The 19,597-nt window shown below is 72.7% G+C and carries 15 protein-coding genes; 5 read left to right on the top strand and 10 right to left on the bottom strand.

What is annotated here, in order from left to right:
• Positions 1-94 precede the first annotated feature (94 nt).
• From OG289_RS37940 to OG289_RS37930, 3 genes are all read right to left on the bottom strand, one after another.
• Positions 95-1,333, bottom strand: a complete 1,239-nt coding sequence (locus OG289_RS37940) for an SAV2148 family HEPN domain-containing protein (protein ID WP_327318536.1) — start codon at positions 1,331-1,333, stop codon at positions 95-97.
• Positions 1,334-1,435: 102 nt separating this feature from the next.
• The gene (locus tag OG289_RS37935; RefSeq protein WP_327318535.1) at positions 1,436-2,782 is read right to left on the bottom strand and encodes a copper amine oxidase; all 1,347 of its coding nucleotides are present in this window, start codon (positions 2,780-2,782) and stop codon (positions 1,436-1,438) included.
• A gap of 79 nt (positions 2,783-2,861) precedes the next feature.
• Positions 2,862-3,683, bottom strand: a complete 822-nt coding sequence (locus OG289_RS37930) for a Tat pathway signal sequence domain protein (protein ID WP_327318534.1) — start codon at positions 3,681-3,683, stop codon at positions 2,862-2,864.
• 200 nt (positions 3,684-3,883) lie between these two features.
• Here OG289_RS37930 and glgX point away from each other — a divergent pair, with 200 nt between their 5' ends.
• The 4 genes from glgX (at position 3,884) to OG289_RS37910 (ending at position 10,985) form a co-directional block, all read left to right on the top strand.
• Complete coding sequence (glgX, locus tag OG289_RS37925) at positions 3,884-6,001, top strand: glycogen debranching protein GlgX (protein WP_327318533.1); 2,118 nt, start codon at positions 3,884-3,886, stop codon at positions 5,999-6,001.
• An 82-nt stretch (positions 6,002-6,083) separates the two neighbouring features.
• Positions 6,084-8,498: a malto-oligosyltrehalose synthase gene (gene treY / locus OG289_RS37920; RefSeq protein WP_327318532.1), complete on the top strand. Its 2,415-nt coding sequence runs from the start codon at positions 6,084-6,086 to the stop codon at positions 8,496-8,498.
• 233 nt (positions 8,499-8,731) lie between these two features.
• Positions 8,732-9,676 carry a nitroreductase/quinone reductase family protein gene (locus OG289_RS37915; protein WP_327318531.1) on the top strand — a complete coding sequence of 315 codons (945 nt, stop codon included), beginning with the start codon at positions 8,732-8,734 and terminating at the stop codon, positions 9,674-9,676.
• Between the two features lie 58 nt (positions 9,677-9,734).
• A complete protein-coding gene (locus OG289_RS37910) occupies positions 9,735-10,985 on the top strand; it encodes a M14 family zinc carboxypeptidase (RefSeq protein ID WP_327318530.1) in 1,251 nt (416 codons plus the stop codon).
• Between the two features lie 143 nt (positions 10,986-11,128).
• Here OG289_RS37910 and OG289_RS37905 read toward each other — a convergent pair whose 3' ends face one another.
• The 3 genes from OG289_RS37905 to OG289_RS37895 form a co-directional block, all read right to left on the bottom strand.
• Entirely contained in the window at positions 11,129-11,584 is a 456-nt protein-coding gene (locus OG289_RS37905) for an SSI family serine proteinase inhibitor (RefSeq protein WP_327318529.1), read from the bottom strand.
• Positions 11,581-12,909 carry a M14 family zinc carboxypeptidase gene (locus OG289_RS37900; protein WP_442819018.1) on the bottom strand — a complete coding sequence of 443 codons (1,329 nt, stop codon included), beginning with the start codon at positions 12,907-12,909 and terminating at the stop codon, positions 11,581-11,583. The genes OG289_RS37905 and OG289_RS37900 overlap by 4 nt, the downstream gene beginning before the upstream one ends.
• 142 nt (positions 12,910-13,051) lie before the next feature.
• Entirely contained in the window at positions 13,052-13,603 is a 552-nt protein-coding gene (locus OG289_RS37895) for a DUF1707 and FHA domain-containing protein (protein ID WP_327318527.1), read from the bottom strand.
• Between the two features lie 132 nt (positions 13,604-13,735).
• On the opposite strand from OG289_RS37895, the gene treZ reads away from it, so the two are divergent.
• Entirely contained in the window at positions 13,736-15,481 is a 1,746-nt protein-coding gene (treZ, locus tag OG289_RS37890) for a malto-oligosyltrehalose trehalohydrolase (protein WP_327318526.1), read from the top strand.
• A gap of 374 nt (positions 15,482-15,855) precedes the next feature.
• Here the strand turns inward: treZ and OG289_RS37885 are convergent, their stop codons facing one another.
• The 4 genes from OG289_RS37885 to OG289_RS37870 all read right to left on the bottom strand — a co-directional run bounded on the left by OG289_RS37885 (position 15,856) and on the right by OG289_RS37870 (position 19,523).
• Positions 15,856-16,836, bottom strand: coding sequence for a phosphotransferase family protein (locus OG289_RS37885; RefSeq protein WP_327318525.1), 981 nt, complete (start codon positions 16,834-16,836; stop codon positions 15,856-15,858).
• Between the two features lie 51 nt (positions 16,837-16,887).
• Entirely contained in the window at positions 16,888-18,015 is a 1,128-nt protein-coding gene (locus OG289_RS37880) for an aminopeptidase P family protein (protein WP_327318524.1), read from the bottom strand.
• Positions 18,016-18,156: 141 nt separating this feature from the next.
• Positions 18,157-18,786, bottom strand: coding sequence for a LysE family translocator (locus tag OG289_RS37875; RefSeq protein WP_327318523.1), 630 nt, complete (start codon positions 18,784-18,786; stop codon positions 18,157-18,159).
• A gap of 110 nt (positions 18,787-18,896) precedes the next feature.
• The gene (locus OG289_RS37870; protein ID WP_327318522.1) at positions 18,897-19,523 is read right to left on the bottom strand and encodes a PDZ domain-containing protein; all 627 of its coding nucleotides are present in this window, start codon (positions 19,521-19,523) and stop codon (positions 18,897-18,899) included.
• Positions 19,524-19,597: the final 74 nt, after the last annotated feature.

Below are 19,597 nucleotides of genomic sequence, written 5' to 3'. Positions count from 1 at the left end.
ACCTCCACCCTCGCATGCGCCACTGACAATCAGAGGATCGCGTTCCGCTTACGCCGGAACGACCGCGACCGACCCCGGGGAAGAACCGGATACCTCAGGACACCGGCCGCGAATCCACCCAGGCCAGCTCGAACTCCTCGCGGTATGCCGAGAAAAGTCCGCCTTCGTCCGCCTCACCCGACTTGACCACCCGGTTGCCGTTGCGCAGCACCAGCACCGGCGCCTCCATGCCGCGCATGCGCCGCAGGTAGGACTGGATGACCGCGATGCCGTCGGTGCCGTCGCCGTCGACGAGGTAGGCGGTGAAGCGGGGCGTCTCGTCGTACACCTGGATCTGGAAGGCGCCGGGGTCGCGCAGCCGGGCGCGGACCCGGCGCATGTGCAGGATGTTCATCTCCACCGCCCTGCTCAACTCGCCCCGCTTCATGCCGAGTTCGCGCTCACGGCGCTTGACCGCGCTGGAGGCCGGGTTGAGGAACAGCAGCCGGACGCGGGCGCCGGCCTCGGCGAGGCGGACCAGTCGGCGGCCGGAGAAGTTCTGCACCAGCAGGTTGAGGCCGATGCCGATGGCGTCGAGGCGGCGGGCGCCGTCGAAGATGTCCTCGGCGGGGAACTGGCGCAGCAGCCGCACCCGGTCGGTGTGGACGGCGACCACGTCCGCGTACCGGTCGCCGACGAGGTCCTCGACGGCGTCGACGGGCAGCCGGCGCGCGGAGGGCACGTCGCCGCTGGTGCCGAGCATCTCCAGCAGGCGCGCGGAGGCCCGTTCGGCCTGGTTCAGGACGGCCTCGGACAGGGCCCGGTTGCGGGAGACGACGTTGCGGGTCACCTCCAGCTCGTCCAGGGCGAGTTCGACGTCGCGGCGGTCGTCGAAGTACGGCTCGAAGCACGGCCAGTGCTGCACCATCAGCTCGCGCAGCTGCGGCAGCGTGAGGAAGGAGATCACGTTGTCGTCGGCCGGGTCGAGCAGGTAGCCCTTGCGGCGGCTGACCTCGCGTACGGCGACCGCGCGCTGCACCCACTCCTGTCCGGCGGGGCCGGCCGCGGCGACCACCCACTCGTCGCCGTGGACGGGCTCGTAGATGGGCCGCAGCACGGCGGCCACCACGGCGCGCAGCCGCTGTTCGACGAGGTTCAGCCAGATGTAGGCCCGGCCGGCCCGCTGGGCGCGGGTGCGCACCTCCCGCCAGGCGTCGGCGTCCCAGTCCAGCTCCGGTCCGATGGCGTTCGTCTCCATCGGCCGGGCCAGGGACACCGTGCCGGGCGGGACGTCTGTGGAGCCCCCCTCGTGACCCTCGTCACCAGGGGGCAGCTCCAGCCCTCCCGAGCCCACCCACGCACCGCCTTCCGCTCCCCCGAGCACTCCCCGTCCCAACGATCAAGGAAGGGTACTCCGGGAGCGGCGGGCGGTGCAGCCGGATGGACAGGTCGTTTCTCAACTACCGCTGTTCGTCTGTCCGTTCTCTCCCGCGAGTGCGGGCGGAGTGAGCGGATTCATAGCGGTGACGTCCCTGGGGACGAGGGAGAAGCCCTGCCAGTGGACCGGCATGGGCTGCTGGTCCTCGTCCCGCGCGATGTGATGGAAGCCCACGTTCACCCAGGCCACGGGATGGGTGAGGGTCTGTCCGTTCACCCACTTGTCGACGGAGACGCCGTGCAGCGGGCTGCCGCAGCTGCGCACGTTGTTGCTGGCGTACTGCTCGCACTTGTTGTACTGCGTGAAGTAGAGGTCGTGCTGGGTGAAGGGGCGCCCCGAGTACTTGGTGGTGGCGCCGGGGACGAACTCGTAGGAGCGTGCGTGGCCGTCCTTGTTCTTGCCGGTGGCGCTGACCACCCGCCACCAGCGCATGTTCTTGGCGTCGCCCGCGAGTTCCTTGGTGACGGCGGTGCGGGTGGTCTTGTTGGTCGGGCCCTGCTGTCCGCCGGCGGGCGGGCTGACCACCGAGTCGTACTGCTCCACCTTGGAGTTCGAGGAGCCGTCGAGGCCGAAGTCGAGCCGCCAGAAGACGTTGTGGCTGTGGCTGGTGGCGTAGGACTTGGCACCCTTGCCCAGGGGCCAGCCGCGGCCGTCGCCGGCGTCGTAGTCGAACGGCGAGAGGCTGCCGGTGGCGCCGATGTTCATGTTGATCGCGCCGTCGTCGGAGAAGCGCCACTCGGTGATGTACTCGTACCAGCCGACCTTGTTGACGGTGTAGATCAGCAGGTCCTTGCCCTGGGCCTGGAAGACCTTGTTGTTGTCGGCCTGCATGCGGTAGGCGTGGCCACGCGCGCGGGTCGTGGTGCACAGGCCCTTGACGTTCGGGCTCTCGGAGCTGAACGGGTCGGGGACCTTCACCGTCCGGATGGTGCCGCCGGGGCACTCGGCGGGCGTCATGTTGACCAGGCCCGAGCCGAAGTTGTAGTCGGTGATGTCGTTGTACTCGTTCTTGCCGTCGTCGTACGGCACATGGATCTGGGCGATCTTGGCGCTGTTGAGGACTCTGATCGGCTCGGCCTCGCCGGGCGGCTGGTAGGAGATCTTCTCCAGGACCAGACCGGACTTGGCCTCGAAGCGCCAGCACATGCGCCAGGTCGTACCGGTGGAGAGCTTCTGTTCGATGCGGTAGGCGGCGCTGCAGTCGGCGACCGCGGCGGGGGCCGCCTTCGGGCGGGCGGCGGCCGGACCGGCTCCGGCGGTCACCCCGGCGGCCAGCGCGGCCACGGAGAGACCGACGACCGCCCCTTTGCGGGCACGGCTGATGCCCCGCGGCCGGAGGCCGCTGATCGGATACGGAACGCGCATGACGACATGACTCCCTTTGCGTCCCTCTACGGGAGACGCAAGTTGGAAAAACGGACTGAGGGCTGGGCCTGCGGGCGGTTCAGCCGGCGAGCCGGGCGACCTTGCGGGTGCTGAGGTCGATCACCAGGGATCGGGTGTCGATCCAGGGGCCGTTCTTGACCTTCGTCAGCAGCCGTACGCAGCGGTGTTCGCCGCACTTGTCGAGGACGGCGGGCTCGGCGCCCGGCACCGCCCGGTACACCATGCCGGCGAGCTGCAACTGGCCCGGGGAGGTGAGGTCCTTGCCGGTGGCGTCCTTGAAGTCGGCCTTCAGGCCCGCGCCCAGCGGGTCGGCGATCAGCAGCCGGGCCGCCTCGGTCTGCTCGGCGGCGCCGAGCGGCGGCTGGACGCCGTGCTGGGTGCCGGTGGCCTCGACCTTGCCGGTGTCGAGGTTGACCGTCCGGGTGACGAGCGAGTCGTCCCGGTAGTCGTAGAACGACACCTCCGCGCGGCGGGGCGCGTCGGGATCGTCCACCTCGTCGGCCTCGGGCTCGGCGAGGTCCACGCCGAGGCGCTGGGGACCGCGCCCGCCGTCCACGTTCTTACCGGCGTTGAGCAGTTGCCGGTTGAGCGCGATCTTCTCGACGCGTGCGATCTCGTCGTCGGTCAAGGGGTCGCGGCCCTGACCCTTCTCGCCCTCGGCGGGCGCCTCCTCGACGACGCCGGGCGCTGCGGCAGCCGCCGTGTCGCCCTGTTGCTGTCCGGCCGCCTGCCGGGTGCTCTGCCCGCCCTCGCCGCCTCCCGTGTCGTCCGCCCCCGCCGTGCCCGGCAGGGTGATCCCGACCATCACGGCCGTCGCGGCCACCGCAATGGCCGTACCCGCCACCACCTTGCCCAGGTGGCGGCGCACTGTCGTGCGCACAATCTCCCCCTACTCCCCCTGTTGCCCGGGAGTACGCTTCTGCCCCACTGGTTCGGCATACGACGTACCACTACAGCTGTCGTCGTATGCGCTGGTCGATCGGTAAGAGGGACGTAAGTCACTGGTGGTTCCATCACTTTCCGGGAGACTCGACGCCAAGGCGCCCCCGGCGGGGCGGCTCACCTGAAAGAGTCGTATGCATGCAGGTCTGGCCTGGAGAGGCGTATCCCCTCGGTGCCACGTACGACGGCGCCGGCACGAACTTCGCGGTCTTCACGGAGGCCGCGAACCGAGTAGAGCTGTGTCTGCTGCACGACGACGGCTCGGAGACGGCGGTGGAACTGCGGGAGAGCGACGCGTTCGTGCGGCACGCGTACGTGCCGGGCATCATGCCGGGGCAGCGCTACGGCTTCAGGATGCACGGCCCCTACGAACCCGGTCGCGGGCTGCGCTGCAACTCGGCGAAGCTGCTGCTCGACCCGTACGCGAAGGCGATCGCCGGTTCGGTCCGGTGGGGTGAGGAGGTGTACGGCTACCACTTCGACGCCCCCGAACGGCGCAACGACCTCGACTCGGCGCCGCACACGATGACGTCGGTCGTGGTCAACCCCTACTTCGACTGGGGCGACGACCGCAGGCCGCGTACCGAGTACCACCACACGGTGATCTACGAGGCCCATGTGAAGGGCCTGACGATGCGCCATCCGGGGCTGCCGGAGGAACTGCGCGGCACCTACGCGGCCCTGGCGCACCCGGCGGTCATCGAGCATCTGACGGAGCTCGGGGTGACGGCCCTGGAGCTGATGCCGGTACACCAGTTCATCAACGACCACCGGCTGGTCGACATGGGCCTGAACAACTACTGGGGCTACAACACGATCGGTTTCTTCGCCCCGCACAACACCTACGCCTCCTGGGGCGACCGCGGTCAGCAGGTGCTGGAGTTCAAGTCGGCGGTGCGGGCGCTGCACGAGGCGGGTATCGAGGTCATCCTCGACGTGGTCTACAACCACACCGCCGAGGGCAACCACCTGGGCCCGACGCTGTCCTTCCGGGGCATCGACAACCAGTCGTACTACCGGCTGGCGGACGACCCGCGCTACTACATGGACACCACGGGGACCGGGAACTCGCTGCTCATGCGGTCCCCGCACGTCCTACAGATGATCATGGACTCGTTGCGGTACTGGGTCCTGGAGATGCACGTCGACGGGTTCCGTTTCGACCTCGCGGCGACCCTGGCCCGCCAGTTCCACGAGGTGGACCGGCTGTCGTCGTTCTTCGACCTGGTCCAGCAGGACCCGGTGGTGTCCCAGGTGAAGCTGATCGCGGAACCGTGGGACGTGGGCGAGGGCGGCTACCAGGTGGGGAACTTCCCTCCGCTGTGGACCGAGTGGAACGGCAAGTACCGCGACACCGTGCGGGACGTGTGGCGGGGCGAGCCGCGCGCGGTCGGCGAGTTCGCCTCCCGGCTGACCGGCTCCTCGGACCTCTACCAGGACGACGGCCGCCGCCCGCTGGCCTCCATCAACTTCGTGACCTGCCACGACGGGTTCACCCTGCACGACCTGGTCTCCTACGAAAACAAGCACAACCAGGCCAACGGGGAGGACAACCGGGACGGCGAGAGCCACAACCGGTCGTGGAACTGCGGGGTGGAGGGCGAGACCGACGACCCGGAGGTGCTGCGGCTGCGGGAGCGGCAGATGCGCAACTTCGTCGCCACGCTGATGCTGTCCCAGGGCGTGCCGATGATCAGCCACGGGGATGAGTTCGGGCGCACCCAGAAGGGCAACAACAACGCCTACTGCCAGGACAGCGAGCTGGCCTGGGTCCAGTGGCCCGACGCCGAGGGAGCGGGCACCGGGCTGCTGGACTTCACGCGCGCGCTGGTGTGGCTGCGCAAGGAGCACCCCGTCTTCCGGCGGCGCCGCTTCTTCCACGGCCGGCCCGTGGAGGGCACCCACGACGACCTGTCGGACATCGCCTGGTTCACCCCCGAGGGGGCGGAGATGACGCAGCGGGACTGGGACCGGGCGCAGGCGTCCGCGCTGTCGGTGTTCCTCAACGGCAACGCGATCTCCGAGCCGGGCTCGCGCGGCCAACGGATCACCGACGACTCCTTCCTGCTGATGTTCAATGCCTCCGCCAAGCCCCTGGAGTTCGTGGTTCCGGTCGACCACGGCCGACAGTGGCAGGTGGTCGTGGACACGGCGAACCCGGAGGCGGTGGCGCAGGGCTCGGGCACGAAGGTGCAGGCCGGGGCCCGGCTGACGCTGGTGGACCGCAGTATGGCGGTGCTGCAACGGCCGACCTAGGTGTGCTGTTCGGGGGACGCGGACCCGACCCGCCTGGAGGGGGTGTGACACGAAACGCGGCGGGGCGGGTACGTAGGTGGTCATGACCCCTGAGCGACGTGACGCCTGCGTTCCCGTGCCGCCCACGGCGACCTACCGGCTGCAGCTGCAGCCCGAGTTCCCGTTCGGGGCCGCGGCGGCGGCCGTGCCGTACCTGGCCTCGCTCGGTGTGTCGCATCTGCACCTGTCCCCCGTCCTGGAGGCCGTGCCCGGTTCCCCGCACGGCTACGACGTCGTGGACCCCACACGCGTGCGTGCGGAGCTGGGCGGCGAGGAGGGGCTGCGGGCGCTGGCGCGCACCGCGCGGGAGCACGGGCTCGGGCTCGTCGTGGACATCGTGCCGAACCACATGGCGATGGCCCCGCGCCACAACCGCGCCCTGTGGGAGGTGCTGCGCGAGGGCCCGACGTCGCCGTACGCACACTGGTTCGACATCGACTGGGAGGCACGGGGCGGCCAGGTGCTGCTCCCGGTGCTCGGCCATCCGGTGGGGGCGGAGCTGGCTCACCTGCGGGTGGACGGCGACGTCCTGCGTTACTACGACCACGTCTTCCCGCTGCGCGAGGGCACCCGGGAACTGCCGCTGCCGCGGCTGCTGGACGCCCAGTGGTACCGGCCGGTGTGGTGGCGGCTGGCCCGCACCGAGCTGAACTACCGGCGCTTCTTCAGCATCTCGGAGCTCATCGGGGTGCGGGTGGAGGACCCGGAGGTGTTCGAGGCCACCCACGGCACGATCCTGCGGCTGCTGCACGAGGGCGTGGTCGACGGGCTGCGCGTCGACCACCCCGACGGCCTCGCCGACCCTGACGGCTACCTGGAGCGGCTGCACGAGGCCAGCGGCGGCCGCTGGACGGTCGTCGAGAAGATCCTGGCCGACGGGGAGCGGCTGCCGCACTCCTGGCCGGTCGCCGGCACCACCGGCTACGACGCCCTGCGCCGCGTCGACGGCCTCTTCACCGACCCCGCGGGGGCCGGGGAGCTCCTGGCCCGCTACCGGCACTTCGCGGCTCCGCAGACGGACCGGGGCGGCGACTGGGCGGCGACGGTGCGGCGGGCGGCGTACGGGGTGCTCGGCCACGAACTGGCGGCCGAGACGGACCGGCTGACCCGGGTGGCGTCCCGGGTGTGCGCCACGTCGGACGACCCGGCGCTGCGGGACCGGGCCCCCTGGGCGCTGCGCACGGCCCTGGAGGAGCTGCTCGTCCGCCTGGAGGTCTACCGGCCGTACGCCTCGGGCGACCCGGCGGCCGTCGTCACCGAGGAGGCCGCCGAACAGGCGCGGCAGGCGTTCGTCGTGCCGGAGGAGGCGGGCGCGGTCGACGTGGTGCGGGGCCTGGTGCTGGGCGGGGAGGGTCCGTCGGGGGCGGAGTTCCGGGCACGGTTCGCGCAGACGTCGTCCGCGCTGCGGGCCAAGTCGGTGGAGGACACGGCGTTCTACCGGTACGTGCCGCTGCTGTCCGCGAACGAGGTGGGCGGCGACCCCGGCCGCCCGGGGGTGTCCCCCGACGACTTCCACGCGTACTGCGCGCACGTGCAGCGCGAGTGGCCGGCCACCGGGACGGTCGTGTCGACGCACGACACCAAGCGCAGCGCGGACGTGCGTGCCGCGCTCGCCGTGCTCACCGAGTGCCCGCAGCGCTGGGCGGACGTCCTGGAGCAGGTCACGCGCGCGGGGGACGACACGGCGGACCGCGATGCGGACGGCGTCGCGGACGGGCAGCTGGCGTGGGCGGCCTGGCAGACGGTGTTCGGGCTGGGCCCGGCGGCCCCGGAGCGCGTCCAGGAAGCGCTGCTGAAGCACGTGCGCGAGGCGGGGCTGTACACGAGCTGGACGGAGCAGGAGCCGCCGTACGAGGAGGCGGTGGCCGCGTTCGTGGCGGCGGGGCCGTGCGGGGTGCCGGGCGAGCGGGTGGCCGCGCTGCGCCAAGCCCTGGAGCCGTACGTCCGGGCGAACGTGCTCGGCACGGCGCTGGTGCATCTGACGATGCCGGGGGTGCCGGACCTCTACCAGGGCACGGAGTGCGAGTACCGGGCGCTGGTGGACCCGGACAACCGGCGTCCGGTGCCGTTCCCGCCGCAGGATCCGGGCGTCAAGGGTGCGGTGACGGCGGCCGCGCTGCGGCTGCGCCGACGGCGGCCGGAGGTCTTCGGGGACGCGGCGACGTACGAGCCGCTGCCGGCCGAGGGGGCGGCCGCGGACCACTGCCTGGCGTTCGCGCGCTCCGGCCGGGTCGTCACGGCCGTGACGCGGCTGTCGCTGCGGCTGGCGGAGGCGGGCGGCTGGCGCGGGACCCGGCTGGCGCTGCCGCCGGGGACGTGGGTCGACGTCCTGGCCGCGGAGCGGGAGTCCACCCGGGAGTTCACGGGGCACGCGCGCGTGGAGGAGCTCTTCGAGCGGCTGCCGGTGGCGCTGCTGGAGCGGGTGGAGCGAGGGCGCGAAGGTGATCTTCGGCGTTGACAGGTGACGGTCGGGTGCATCTAATGGGGGGCGGTGTCGCGTGACGCCGGCCAAAGAGCAGTGGGCCGGCCGGTGATCGGGCGAACACCCTTCCTCGAGGGACACGCCATGAGTTCACACTCCGCGCCTCGCAGCTGATCCGACGTAGCGCTGACGCACGTCGCCTTTCAGCCGTTTCCCCCTTCTTTCCACCTTTTTCTCTCCACCCTTTCTCTCTGCGGAGACACACCTGTATGCCCACGTCTTTCAATGAATCCGTCATCGAGGAGTTCCGCGCCAACGGCGGCAAGGTCGGCGGCCCCTTCGAAGGCGGGAACCTGCTCCTGCTGACGACCACCGGCGCGAAGTCGGGGACCGAGCGGACCACTCCCCTCGCCTACGTCCGCCACGACGACACGCTGTTGGTCATCGGGTCCAACCTCGGCGCGCCGAGCCACCCCCACTGGTACCGCAACCTGCTCGCCCACCCGGTGGTGCGGGTGGAACTCGGCACCGAGACCTTCCAGGCCCTCGCCGTCCCCGCCGAGGGAGCCCGGCGCGAGGAACTCTTCGAGCGCGCCGTGCGGACGGCCCCCGGATACGCCGACTACCAGGCCCGCACCGCCCGTTCACTGCCGGTCGTCGTGCTGGAGCGTGCCGAGCCCGACGGCTGGGAGGGGCCCCGCGAGGTCCGCACCCTTGCCGACAAGATCATGGAGGTCCACACCTGGCTGCGCGGCCAGCTGCGTCAGGTGACGGCGGAGACCGAGGCCCACTTCGCCGCCCGCGCCGCCCACCAGGGCCCCGGTGAGCCGCCCGCTCCGGGTCTCGGCCTGCAGATACGGCAGCGCTGCCTGGCGTTCTGTCAGGCCCTGCGCTTCCACCACACCAGCGAGGACGCACACGTGTTCCCGGGGATGGCCCGCTACCACCCGCACCTGGCGGACACCTTCGCCCGGCTCACCGAGGAACACCGCACGGTCGCGCGCATCCAGGACGACCTCGTGGCTCTGCTGGCCGGCATCGGCATCGCCGATCCCGAGCGCTTCCGTACGGAACTGGACGCCATGTCACGGGAGTTGAACGCCCACCTCGACCACGAGGAGAAGACGATCGTCCCCCTCCTCGCCCAGGTCCCCTGGCCGCCGCCGGCGCGCGCATCCGAGCGCCCCCCGGAGCCTCCCCCCAGGCGTTCTTGACAGTTCACAGCGGCCGTGGGGTACTGCGGAGGCGAAGGCCGGGCGGACGAATACGGGGGTGAGTCTCCTGCCGGAGCTGCGCTACCCCACGGTGACCGAAATGACCTCCTTTGCACGGGCGTTGGCCACACACCAACCCGGCGTGTGCGCGCTGCGGCAGGTGGGTCTCTCCCGGGCGGGCCGGCCCCTGCACCTGCTGTCCGTGGGACATGCGCGGCGGGCCGTGCTCGTCGTCGCGGGCGCCCACGCCAACGAGCCGACCGGGGGTTCGACGCTGTTGGCCCTCGCCGAACGGGTCCTGTACGAGCGGGAGTTGCGGGACGGCACGTCCTGGCACTTTCTGCTCTGCGCGGACCCCGACGGGGCGAGTCTGCACGTGACCCCGGCGCCGCGCAGCCTGCTGGAGTACCACCTCGGCTTCTTCCGGCCCGCCGGTCCGGAACAGCCGGAGTGGTCCCCCGCCGTGCTGCCGCCGGACCGGCTGCCGCCCGAGACGCGCGCGCTGACCCGGGTCATCGACGAGCTGCGGCCCTACCTCCAGGTGACCCTGCACGGCACCGATCTGGGCGGCAGCTGGGTGCAGTTGACGAAGGACATCCCGGGACTCGCCGAGCCGTTCGCCAAGTCCGCGGCCCAGCTGCACATCCCGGTGGAGACGGGCGCCTCCGACGCGGCGGGCTGGCCGGCGTCCGGGCCCGGGGTGCACGTGATGCCGGCCGCGGGGGCGGACGCGGCGTACCCGAGCATGCCGGACGACGCACGGCACAGCACCTGGTACCACGCCCACCGCTACGGCGGCCTGACCGCGGTGGTGGAGGTGCCGATGTGGGCGAGCGACATGGTGGACGACCCCGCTCAGCACCCCGCCCCGGCCGCGGCGATCCGGCGGCTGGCGCGGCGGCTGCTGCGGGACACGACGGAGGTCGAGCGCGTCCTCGTCGAGGCGCTGCCGCGCCTGGAGGGCGTCGACGGGCCCCTGCTGCGGGCGGCCAAATGGGCGCTGGAGCTGGTGCCGGGGCTGGCCGCGGACTGGACGGACACGCCGCCCGCCGCCACGACGATGGCGTACGTCGGCAGCGTGGACGCCTTCGCCCGCCGGCTGCCCCTGCGGGCGGCCGCGATGCTGTGGCGGGTCCTGCAGGAGAGCGACGACCACGCGGCCCCGCGCCTGGAGCAGCTCGTGGAGACCTGGAGCGACGCCTTCGCCGACCGCTTCCGGGCCCGCTGGGTGCCCTTGGAGCACCAGGTCGAGCACCAGTCCCGCACGGTCGTCGCGGCGGCCCTGCACGCCCGTGAACGGGCGGCTTAGGGCCTCCGACACGGCCCGAGCAGGCCGGAGCGGCGCAACGGGCCGGAGAGGGCGAGGAGAAGGGGCGGAGAAGGCCGGAGAGGAGCGGCTGCGGGCACGCGCGTGTGCCCGCAGCCGCCCCGGTCGCTTGGACCCCGGCCGTCTCAGACCTCGGGCACCTGCTGGTCGTCCAGGGCGAACACCGCCCCCGTCAGCGCCTCCCGCTCGCAGTCGTTGCCGAAGGTGCGCCGGTAGTCGACCGGGCGTCCGTTCCACCGACCCTGCGCGCGGACGGTCACCGGGGCGTACACGAGCGCGCAGACGCGGCTGCCGTCCTTGGCGACGGCGTTCACGTCCCCGTCGGCTCTCGCCAGGACGTCGCAGGCCTCGGCGGCGCGGGAGTGGCCCTCGGGCGGGTCGCACAGCAGCAGGGTGCCGTGGGTGTCGATGGACCGGGAGTCGCCACGGGAGACGGTGAGCTCGAGCCAGTTGCCGGGCAGGGCCTCGTGGGAGGCCGCCAGGGCCGGGGCGGCGCCGACGGCGAGGAGGAGGGCGGCCGCGGCCGGCAGGGCGCGCCGTACGGCTTCCGCCGGCCGGAGATCGTTGAGGAAGTGCGTCATTCCCGGTGCATCGGCACGGCGGGCCGGGTACCCCAGTCCGACTCACCCGAACGGGCACGGGCGGGTTCGGCGGCGTACCGCCCGGCCAGTTCGAACGCGGCGAGCACGACCCGCGCCTGGTACTCCGCCTGGCGCGCGACGGGAATCCAGCGCGCCCCGCAGTCCTTCTGGTAACCCGCGCACCACGCGTCGATCAGCCCGTCCAGTTCCGGCAGCACGCCCGAGGGGTCGCGTCCGGCACCGGTGACGAGCTGGTGCAGCAGGCCCGCCGTCCGGACGGCGATCCGGCGGCCCGCGATGCGCAGCGCGGTCAGATGGCCGGTGCTGAGCGGCGGGAGCGGGCGGGCGGGGTCGGCGGTGTCGGGGTTCCAGGCGTCCGCGAGGCCGGGGCAGACCAGGAGGTAGTCGTCGACCGGGGCGAGCAGACGCGCCGCGCCGGGGACGCCGACGAGGTGGGGCCGCACACGCGCGAGGATACGTTCCAGCACCTGGGTGTCGTGGCGCAGGGCGTCGCTCACGGCACGCAGCACCGCGTCCCGGTCGGCGGGCGCCGAGCCGTCCTCGACGGCGGCGACGCCCCACATGGGCGCCTCGACGACGGCGGTGACCGTGCCGTGCCGGTGCGGGTGGTACCAGGTCGACTCGACGGCGGCCTCGGTGATGGCGGCGGCCAGATCGCGCGGGCACGGCGGCGGGATCCGGTAGACGGCGGGACCCAGGCGCGGCCAGTACAGGGTGTCGTAGGGCCCGAGTTCGCGGGGGATGCCGAGGCGGGCCGCGGCGTGGGCGACCCGCTGGGCGAGTCCGGGCAGGTCGCGGGTGAGTTCCACGAAGGCGCCACCGATGTCGACGCCGTGCAGCGAGCACTGGAAGAAAGGTTTCAGTTCGTCCTGGAGGCGGAGCAGCGTACGGGTCTCCCGCAGCGCGGCGGCGGCCGCGCCGTCGGGCAGCCACTCGGGCTGTTCCAGGAAGCCGGGCCTAAAGAAGTTCCGGAAGTAGCGGCCGAGGCTGTAGGGGCCGCCCAGCCAGCCCTCGTTGCGGCGCAGGCCGTCGGGGTCGAGGCAGAGCAGCAGGTTCCAGGTGGCGTCGGCGCCCACGGTGAGCCGCGGGTCGGCGAGGACGCGTTCGGCCAGCCGCAGGACGGTGGCGCCGCCCACGGGCTCGTTGGCGTGCGGTCCGGCCACGACGAGGGCCTGGCGGGCGCCCCGGCCGAGGGAGAGCAGCCACAGGGGCGCGCCCGCGCGGGAGACCCCGACGCGGCGCAGCCGGACGTCCCCGGAGCTGCGGACGGCGAGCGCGGCCGCGCGGGCCGCGAGTTCGTCCACGGTCGGGTAGCGGAGGAGTGGCGGCAGGGCACACCTCCACAAGGCGGCGCCGTCGGTTCACCTGGCGTGTCTGGTGTACGCACAGTGAGTCATGGGCCGGGGGTACGTCAACACCGCGACGTGTGACGGGACTTGACCGGGTTCAGTTCACCGAGAGACGGAACCCCATCCGCCCGAAGGCGACCTGGTCGCCCTCGCGGACCACGGCCGCGCCGATGACGCGGCGTCCGTTGACGGTCGTGCCGTTGGTCGAGCCGAGGTCGCGCAGCACCCACATCCCGCCCTGGCGGCTGAGTTCGGCGTGCACCCGCGAGACGCTCTCATGGGTCAGCCTGAGGCCGCTCGCGGGGTCGCGGCCGATGCGCAGCGCGTGCGCGGTGCCGGGGTGCGGCAGCAGCAGCTTGGGCAGCCGCTCGGCCTGCCAGGCCCTGCGCAGCCGGACGGTGAAGCCGGAGACCGCCTCGACGGTGCCGAAGACCATGCGGGAGAAGCGGCTCTCCACGGGCAGGTCGGCGGTGAGGACGGCGAGCTCGTCCGAGCGGCGGGCGGCGAGGGCAAGCTCCATGCGCCGGATGAACGTGTCATGCGACAGGCGCCCCATGGCGACGCCGTCACGCAGCACCTTCAACGCCCGGTCGCGCTCCACGTCGGACAGCCGCGCGGGGTACGTGTTGAACTCGAAGGACGACGTCACGGTGGTGATTGTCGGTCAGTGAACCCTGGGTGTCCAGAAAACGGGAAAGAGGGTGTCCCCGGAGCGCATTGATCCCCTTTGGAGGACGATGGAGGTGCTACATCACGGTGAGCAGACGAAGGGGAACCGTCCGTGCAGTTCGAGGTGTGGGCACCGCAGGCCGAACGTGTGACGCTCCAGTGCGAAGGCGTCACGCGCGCGTTGGAGCGCGATCCGGGACGGGCGGGGTGGTGGACCGGCGAGGCGGAGGCCGCGGACGGCACGCGGTACGGCTTCGCGGTGGACGACGGCCCCGTCCGCCCCGACCCGCGCTCGCGCCGCCAGCCGGACGGCCCCGAGGGGCTGAGCGCGGTCGTCGACCAGGGCCGCTACGAGTGGCGTACGCAGTGGTCCGGGCGCCCGCTGCCGGGCGCGGTCCTGTACGAGCTGCACGTGGGCACCTACACCCCCGAGGGCACGCTGGACGCGGCCGCCGAGCGCCTGGGACACCTCGCCGAACTCGGTGTCACACATGTCGAGTTGATGCCGCTGTGCTCGTTCCCCGGCCGGCACGGCTGGGGGTACGACGGGGTGTCGCCGTGGGCGGTGCACGAGCCGTACGGCGGTCCCGAGGCGCTGAAGCGGTTCGCCGACCGGGCCCACGGGCTCGGTCTGGGCGTCGTCCTGGACGTGGTGCACAACCACCTGGGCCCGTCCGGCAACCACCTGCCCGAGTTCGGCCCGTACTTCACCGACACGCACCACACGCCGTGGGGCGCGGCCGTCAACCTGGACGCGCCCGGCTCGGACGAGGTGCGGGCCTACCTGCTGAGCAGCGCGCTGGCCTGGCTGCGCGACTACCGGCTCGACGGACTGCGCCTGGACGCCGTGCACGCACTGGCGGACACGCGCGCGTACCCGTTCCTGGAGGAACTCTCGGCGGCCGTGGACGCCCTCGCCGCGGAGACGGGCCGGCCGCTGTTCCTGATCGCCGAGTCCGACCTCAACGACCCGCGGCTGATCACGCCCCGCCGGGAGGGCGGCCTGGGCCTGCACGCCCAGTGGAACGACGACTTCCACCATGCCCTGCACACCGCGCTCACCGGCGAGTCCCAGGGCTACTACAGCGACTTCGCGCGCGAGTCGTTCGCCGCGCTCGCCAAGACCCTCACCGGCGGCTTCTTCCACGACGGCACGTACTCCGGCTTCCGGGGCCGCCGACACGGCCGTCCGCTGGACCGCTCCCGCGTGCCCGCGCACCGGCTCCTCGGGTACGCCCAGACCCACGACCAGGTCGGCAACCGCGCCCAGGGCGACCGCCTCTCGGCCTCCCTCTCACCCGGCCTGCTGGCGTGCGCGGCCGCGCTGACGCTGACCGCCCCCTTTACGCCGATGCTGTTCATGGGCGAGGAGTGGGCGGCGGGCACACCCTGGCAGTACTTCACCGACCACACCGACCCCGAACTCGCCGAGGCCGTACGGCGGGGCAGACGGCGGGAGTTCACGGCACACGGCTGGGCCGAGGAGGACGTGCCCGACCCGCAGGACCCGGCGACGCGCGAGCGCTCCTGCCTGGACTGGTCCGAGCCGCGGCGCGAGCCGCACGCGCGCGTGCTGGCCTGGTACCGCGAGCTGATCGCGCTGCGGCACGCAACTCCCGACCTCACCGATCCCGACCTGGCCGACATCAAGGTCGCCCACGACGCGCAGGCCCGCTGGCTGGCCTTCCGGCGCGGCGACGTCCGGGTGGCCGTCAACCTCGGCAAGGAAACGGCCGCGATCCCCCTGGGTCCCCGCCCGGCCCGCGTACTCGCCGCATGGGAGCCGGTGGCCGCACCGGGCCAGGACGGGCTGCTGCATGTGCCCGGGGAGGCGTGCGTGGTCCTGGAGCAGGAGTGAGGGAGGGCACGGTGGTGAGCTCGCGCGAGGGAGGGTGAAGGAGGAAGGGGAAAGGTACGCGTAACCGCTTGCGCGCGCCCAGAAACAGCACAGGTAGCCGCTTCCGGCCTCGGAAAGGTGCACGTACCGCTTCCGGCGCGGAAAGGTGCGCGTAACCGCTTCCACGGCTGCGGCCGCCGCGCTGCCGGGCCCTGCGCCGCCTCCGGCCCGGCTGCCCCCGCTCAGCCGCCTCCCTCTTCCCGCTCCCCACTTCCTCTTCCCTCTTCCCTCTTCCCTCTTCCCTCTTCCCGCTCCCCTCTTCCCGCTCCCCTCTTCCCTCTTCCCGCTCCCCGCCTCCCGCCTCCCGCCCTACCCTCGGCCTGCGCCGGCTGCTCCTACTCCCACTGCTCCTCGTCCGCCCCGCTCGCCCCGCCCTCCCCGTCCTCGCGGAACTCCGTCACCCGTTCCAGCAGGATCGCCTCCCAGGCGCGCCGCAGCCGTGTCCGCGGGAGGGAGAGCGCCTCGGCTGCCCGTGGGGCGGTGTCGCGGGCGTCGAGGCGTTCCGCGAGGCGGACGACGGTGTCGCAGCGGGCCAGCCACAGGCCCCGCAGGCAGGGGCGGGCACCGTATCCCGCGAGGGTCGCGGCGCGGACGGCGGCGCCGGAGCCGACGGCGAGGGCGAGACCCGCGATGTCCTCGGCAGGGTCCCCGATGACCGCCTCGGTCCAGTCCAGAACGCCACGCACCCGGCCGTCGACGCTCACCACGAGGTGCTCGCCCCGCAGGGCATGGTGGACGAGGACGGCGGTGGCGGGCTGGGCGGCGAGCTGGGCCGCGCCGGGCGGGGTGAGCTGGTGGAGACGGGCGGGGTCGAACTCGTCGGCGCGGGCGAGGCGTTCGGCGGCGGCCACGGCCATCCGGCGCAGCGCCTCCAGGGAGCGCGGGGCGGTCCGCGGCACGCCGAGCGCCTCGGCCTGCCGGGGCGGCACCTCGCGCAGTCCCCTGAGCAGTCCGGCGAGGTCGGCCTCGCCGACGGCCGACACGTCGTGCTCCTCGGCCGTGCCGCCGGGCAGCCTGGTGTCGAGGGTGTAGGCGAGCCCAGGGGACCACTCGCCGTGCGCGACGCTGGTCGGCACTGCGACCGGGACGTGCGGGCGGACGAGGTCGCGCAGCCTCAGTTCACGGCGGCGGCGCAGGGTCGCCTCGCGGTCAGGGGCGAGGCGCAACACGTGGCGGGAGCCGACCCACCAGGTGGAGTGCGCGCCTGCCTCGGTGACGGGCCGTACCTCCGGACCGGAGCCGCGGCCGCCCTCCTCGAGGATGGCGCGGACCAGTCGGCGGACGGTGTCCGCGGTGGGTGTCGGTGCCTGGGTCATGGTCGCGCCGCTGCCGTTCGGGTGGGTGCCGGGACTCCTGGGGAGGATGGATCAGTCCACTATGACCAGCTCACGAGTGGTGTCGTTGAGACGACGGCCGCCGTCCTCCGTGACGGTGACGATGTCCTCGATGCGTACCCCGAACCGGCCCGGCAGGTACACGCCGGGCTCCACGGAGAAGCACATGCCGGGCACGAGGGGCCGCTCCTCGCCCTCGATCATGTAGGGCGGCTCGTGGGTGGTGACACCGATGCCGTGTCCGGTGCGGTGGATGAAGTACTCGCCGTAGCCGGCGTCGGCGATGACCGCGCGGGCGGCCCGGTCGACCTCCTGGCAGGCGACGCCGGGCCGAACCGCCCTGAAGCCCGCCTCCTGGGCCTCGCGCACGAGGTCGTGGACCCGGCGCTCCTCGTCGGTGGGTTCGCCGACGTGGACGGTGCGGGAGGTGTCGGAGCCGTAGCCGTCCTTGAGGCCGCCGAAGTCGAGGACGACCATGTCGCCGTGCTCGATGACACGGTCGCCGACCTCGTGGTGCGGGTTGGCGCCGTTGGGCCCGGAGGCGACGATGGTGAAGTCGACCTGGGAGTGCCCGAAGCGGCGCAGCAGGTCGGCGAGGTCGGCGCCGACCTCCGTCTCCCGGCGCCCGGCGAAGGGAACCTTCCGGATCTCCTCGAACGCCCGGTCCGCGGCCGCTCCCGCCGCCGCCATCAGCTCCAGCTCCGCCGTGTCCTTGACGGCGCGCAGCATGGGCAGGGCCTCGGTGAGAGAGGCGTAGGAGGTGGTAGGCAGGGCCTTCTGCAGGCCCAGCAGGTGCATCGCCCAGGCATTGTCGCTGATCCCGAACCGGCCGCCCGGGTCGAGGAGGGCCGCGGTGGCGGCGTAGGGATCCTTGCCGTCGGTCCAGTCCCGCAGGGTGAGCGCCGGGGCGCCGGACGCCTTCGCGGCGTCGGGGGCCTCCAGGGTCGGCACTACGAGGACGGGGGCCCGGCCGGCCACGAGGACGAGCAGGGTGAGCCGTTCGGTGGCGGCGGTGGGTGCGTAGCCGGTGAGCCATACGAGGTCGGGTCCGGGCGCCACGAGCAGTCCGGCGAGTCCGGCGTCGGCGGCCTCGCGCGCCGCCCGCTCCATGCGGGCCCGGTAGTCGTCGCAGGTGAAGGGCGCGGGTGCGGTGCCGGTCATCCGGGCCTCCCAGAAAGAAGTGGCGACTGACGTGTGACGGACGTGGTGACACCGGCATGGTGACCACGGGCAGCATCCTGCCCGTACGGCTGGGGTCGCGCGAGCCGGTTGAGCGGGTTTCGGGCGGGCGACCCGTCCGGGTCAGCCCTCCAGGGCCATGCGCAGGCCGAGGAGCAGCAGCACGCCGCCGGAGACCTGCTCCAGGCGACGGCGCACCCCGGCCCGGGACAGGACGGCCTTCATCCGGCCCACGAACCACACGTACAGGCCGTAGTAGCCCACCTCGTAGACCGCCCACAGCGCGGCGAGCCCCACCATGGCCGGCAGATGCGGAGCGCCCTCCGGCACGAACTGCGGCAGGAAGGACAGGGCGAACACGGCCGCCTTGGGGTTGGCGAGGTTCAGCAGCAGCCCGCCCCGGTAGGAGGCCCAGCCGCTCTGTTCGACGCCCTCCCAGCCGCCGTCGTCCGGCTCGCCGCCACGCTTCGTCCGGCGGGCCTGCCGCAGCGTCTGGACACCGAACCAGACGAGCACGACGGCGCCGACGACGCGCAGCACGTCGTACGCCACCTGGGAGGCCGTCAGCAGGGCGCTCAGGCCGAACGCGGCGACGACGCCCCAGACGAACACACCGGTCTCGTTGCCGAGGACGGTCAGGAAGCCGGAGCGGCGGCTGCGCAGCGACTGCTTGACGATCAGCACGGTGCTGGGTCCGGGCGAGGCGGCGACGAGCGTGCAGGCGCCCAGGAACGCCAGGAGAGAGGTCAGCATGGCGCTCATGGTCGCGTGGAGAGGGCCGTGGTGGCCAGTGGTTTGCCGACCGCACCGACCGACCCGGTGAGGGTCGTCGGGCGGCTGCTTCGATCCGCTTCGGATCCGCCTCATGTGACGACGCCGGGGGTCACGGTCAACTGCTGGTACCCACCACTTTGATGACGTACCGTCAGTTTGACCCCCCTCCCTGGGAGGGCCTCGTCGACCGCCCGCGCGAGGTCCGTCGCCGAGTCGATCCTGGCGCTGCCGAACCTCAGCACGACATCGCCGCGGACGAGGCCCGCCGTGTAGCCGGGGCCGGGAATGTGGACGGCGACGACCTTGGCGCCCACCTTCTCCGCGTCCACGACCTCCAGCCCCAGGGTGGCTTCGGCGGGGCGCGGTGACGCGGCGGCCGCCCCGGCCGCCCCGGCCGATCCGGCCGATCCGGAGGGCGCGGAAGAGCCGCCCCGGCCCGGGGCGGACCCGGCGCCCGGAATGTCCTGCGCGCCCTGCGCCGCCTGCCGTTGCAGTTCGGCCAGTCTGCTCATGCCGATCACGGTCGCCCCCACGGTGCCCAGTCCGATGCCGGACAGGACCAGGACGGTGCCGACGGACAGTCCGAGCAGCAGGGTCGTCAGCCGTCGGCCGCCGCGGCGCGCGGCGTGCGGACGGCGGCTCTTGCCGCCCGGCCCGGCGCCACCGCCGGGCTCCTGACCCGGCATGGGCTTGGGACGCAACGCTGTCTGTTCCATGGATCGCCTCCGGCTGGTGCTCTACCCGGCGCACCGGCGCACCACGAGCCACGAACGAGTGAGACTGACGCGCG

It is taken from the genome of Streptomyces sp. NBC_01235 (assembly GCF_035989285.1).
Taxonomy (GTDB): Bacteria; Actinomycetota; Actinomycetes; order Streptomycetales; family Streptomycetaceae; genus Streptomyces.
This window is presented reverse-complemented; position numbering and strand designations above follow the sequence as displayed.

Bases quoted from the DNA above. Each gene is read 5' to 3' on its own strand.
- OG289_RS37935 (WP_327318535.1), bottom strand. From the start codon at position 2,782: ATGCGCGTTCCGTATCCGATCAGCGGCCTCCGGCCGCGGGGCATCAGC.
- glgX (WP_327318533.1), top strand. From the start codon at position 3,884: ATGCAGGTCTGGCCTGGAGAGGCGTATCCCCTCGGTGCCACGTACGAC.
- treY (WP_327318532.1), top strand. From the start codon at position 6,084: ATGACCCCTGAGCGACGTGACGCCTGCGTTCCCGTGCCGCCCACGGCG.
- OG289_RS37915 (WP_327318531.1), top strand. From the start codon at position 8,732: ATGCCCACGTCTTTCAATGAATCCGTCATCGAGGAGTTCCGCGCCAAC.
- OG289_RS37905 (WP_327318529.1), bottom strand. From the start codon at position 11,584: ATGACGCACTTCCTCAACGATCTCCGGCCGGCGGAAGCCGTACGGCGC.
- OG289_RS37885 (WP_327318525.1), bottom strand. From the start codon at position 16,836: ATGACCCAGGCACCGACACCCACCGCGGACACCGTCCGCCGACTGGTC.
- OG289_RS37880 (WP_327318524.1), bottom strand. From the start codon at position 18,015: ATGACCGGCACCGCACCCGCGCCCTTCACCTGCGACGACTACCGGGCC.
- OG289_RS37875 (WP_327318523.1), bottom strand. From the start codon at position 18,786: ATGCTGACCTCTCTCCTGGCGTTCCTGGGCGCCTGCACGCTCGTCGCC.
- OG289_RS37870 (WP_327318522.1), bottom strand. From the start codon at position 19,523: ATGGAACAGACAGCGTTGCGTCCCAAGCCCATGCCGGGTCAGGAGCCC.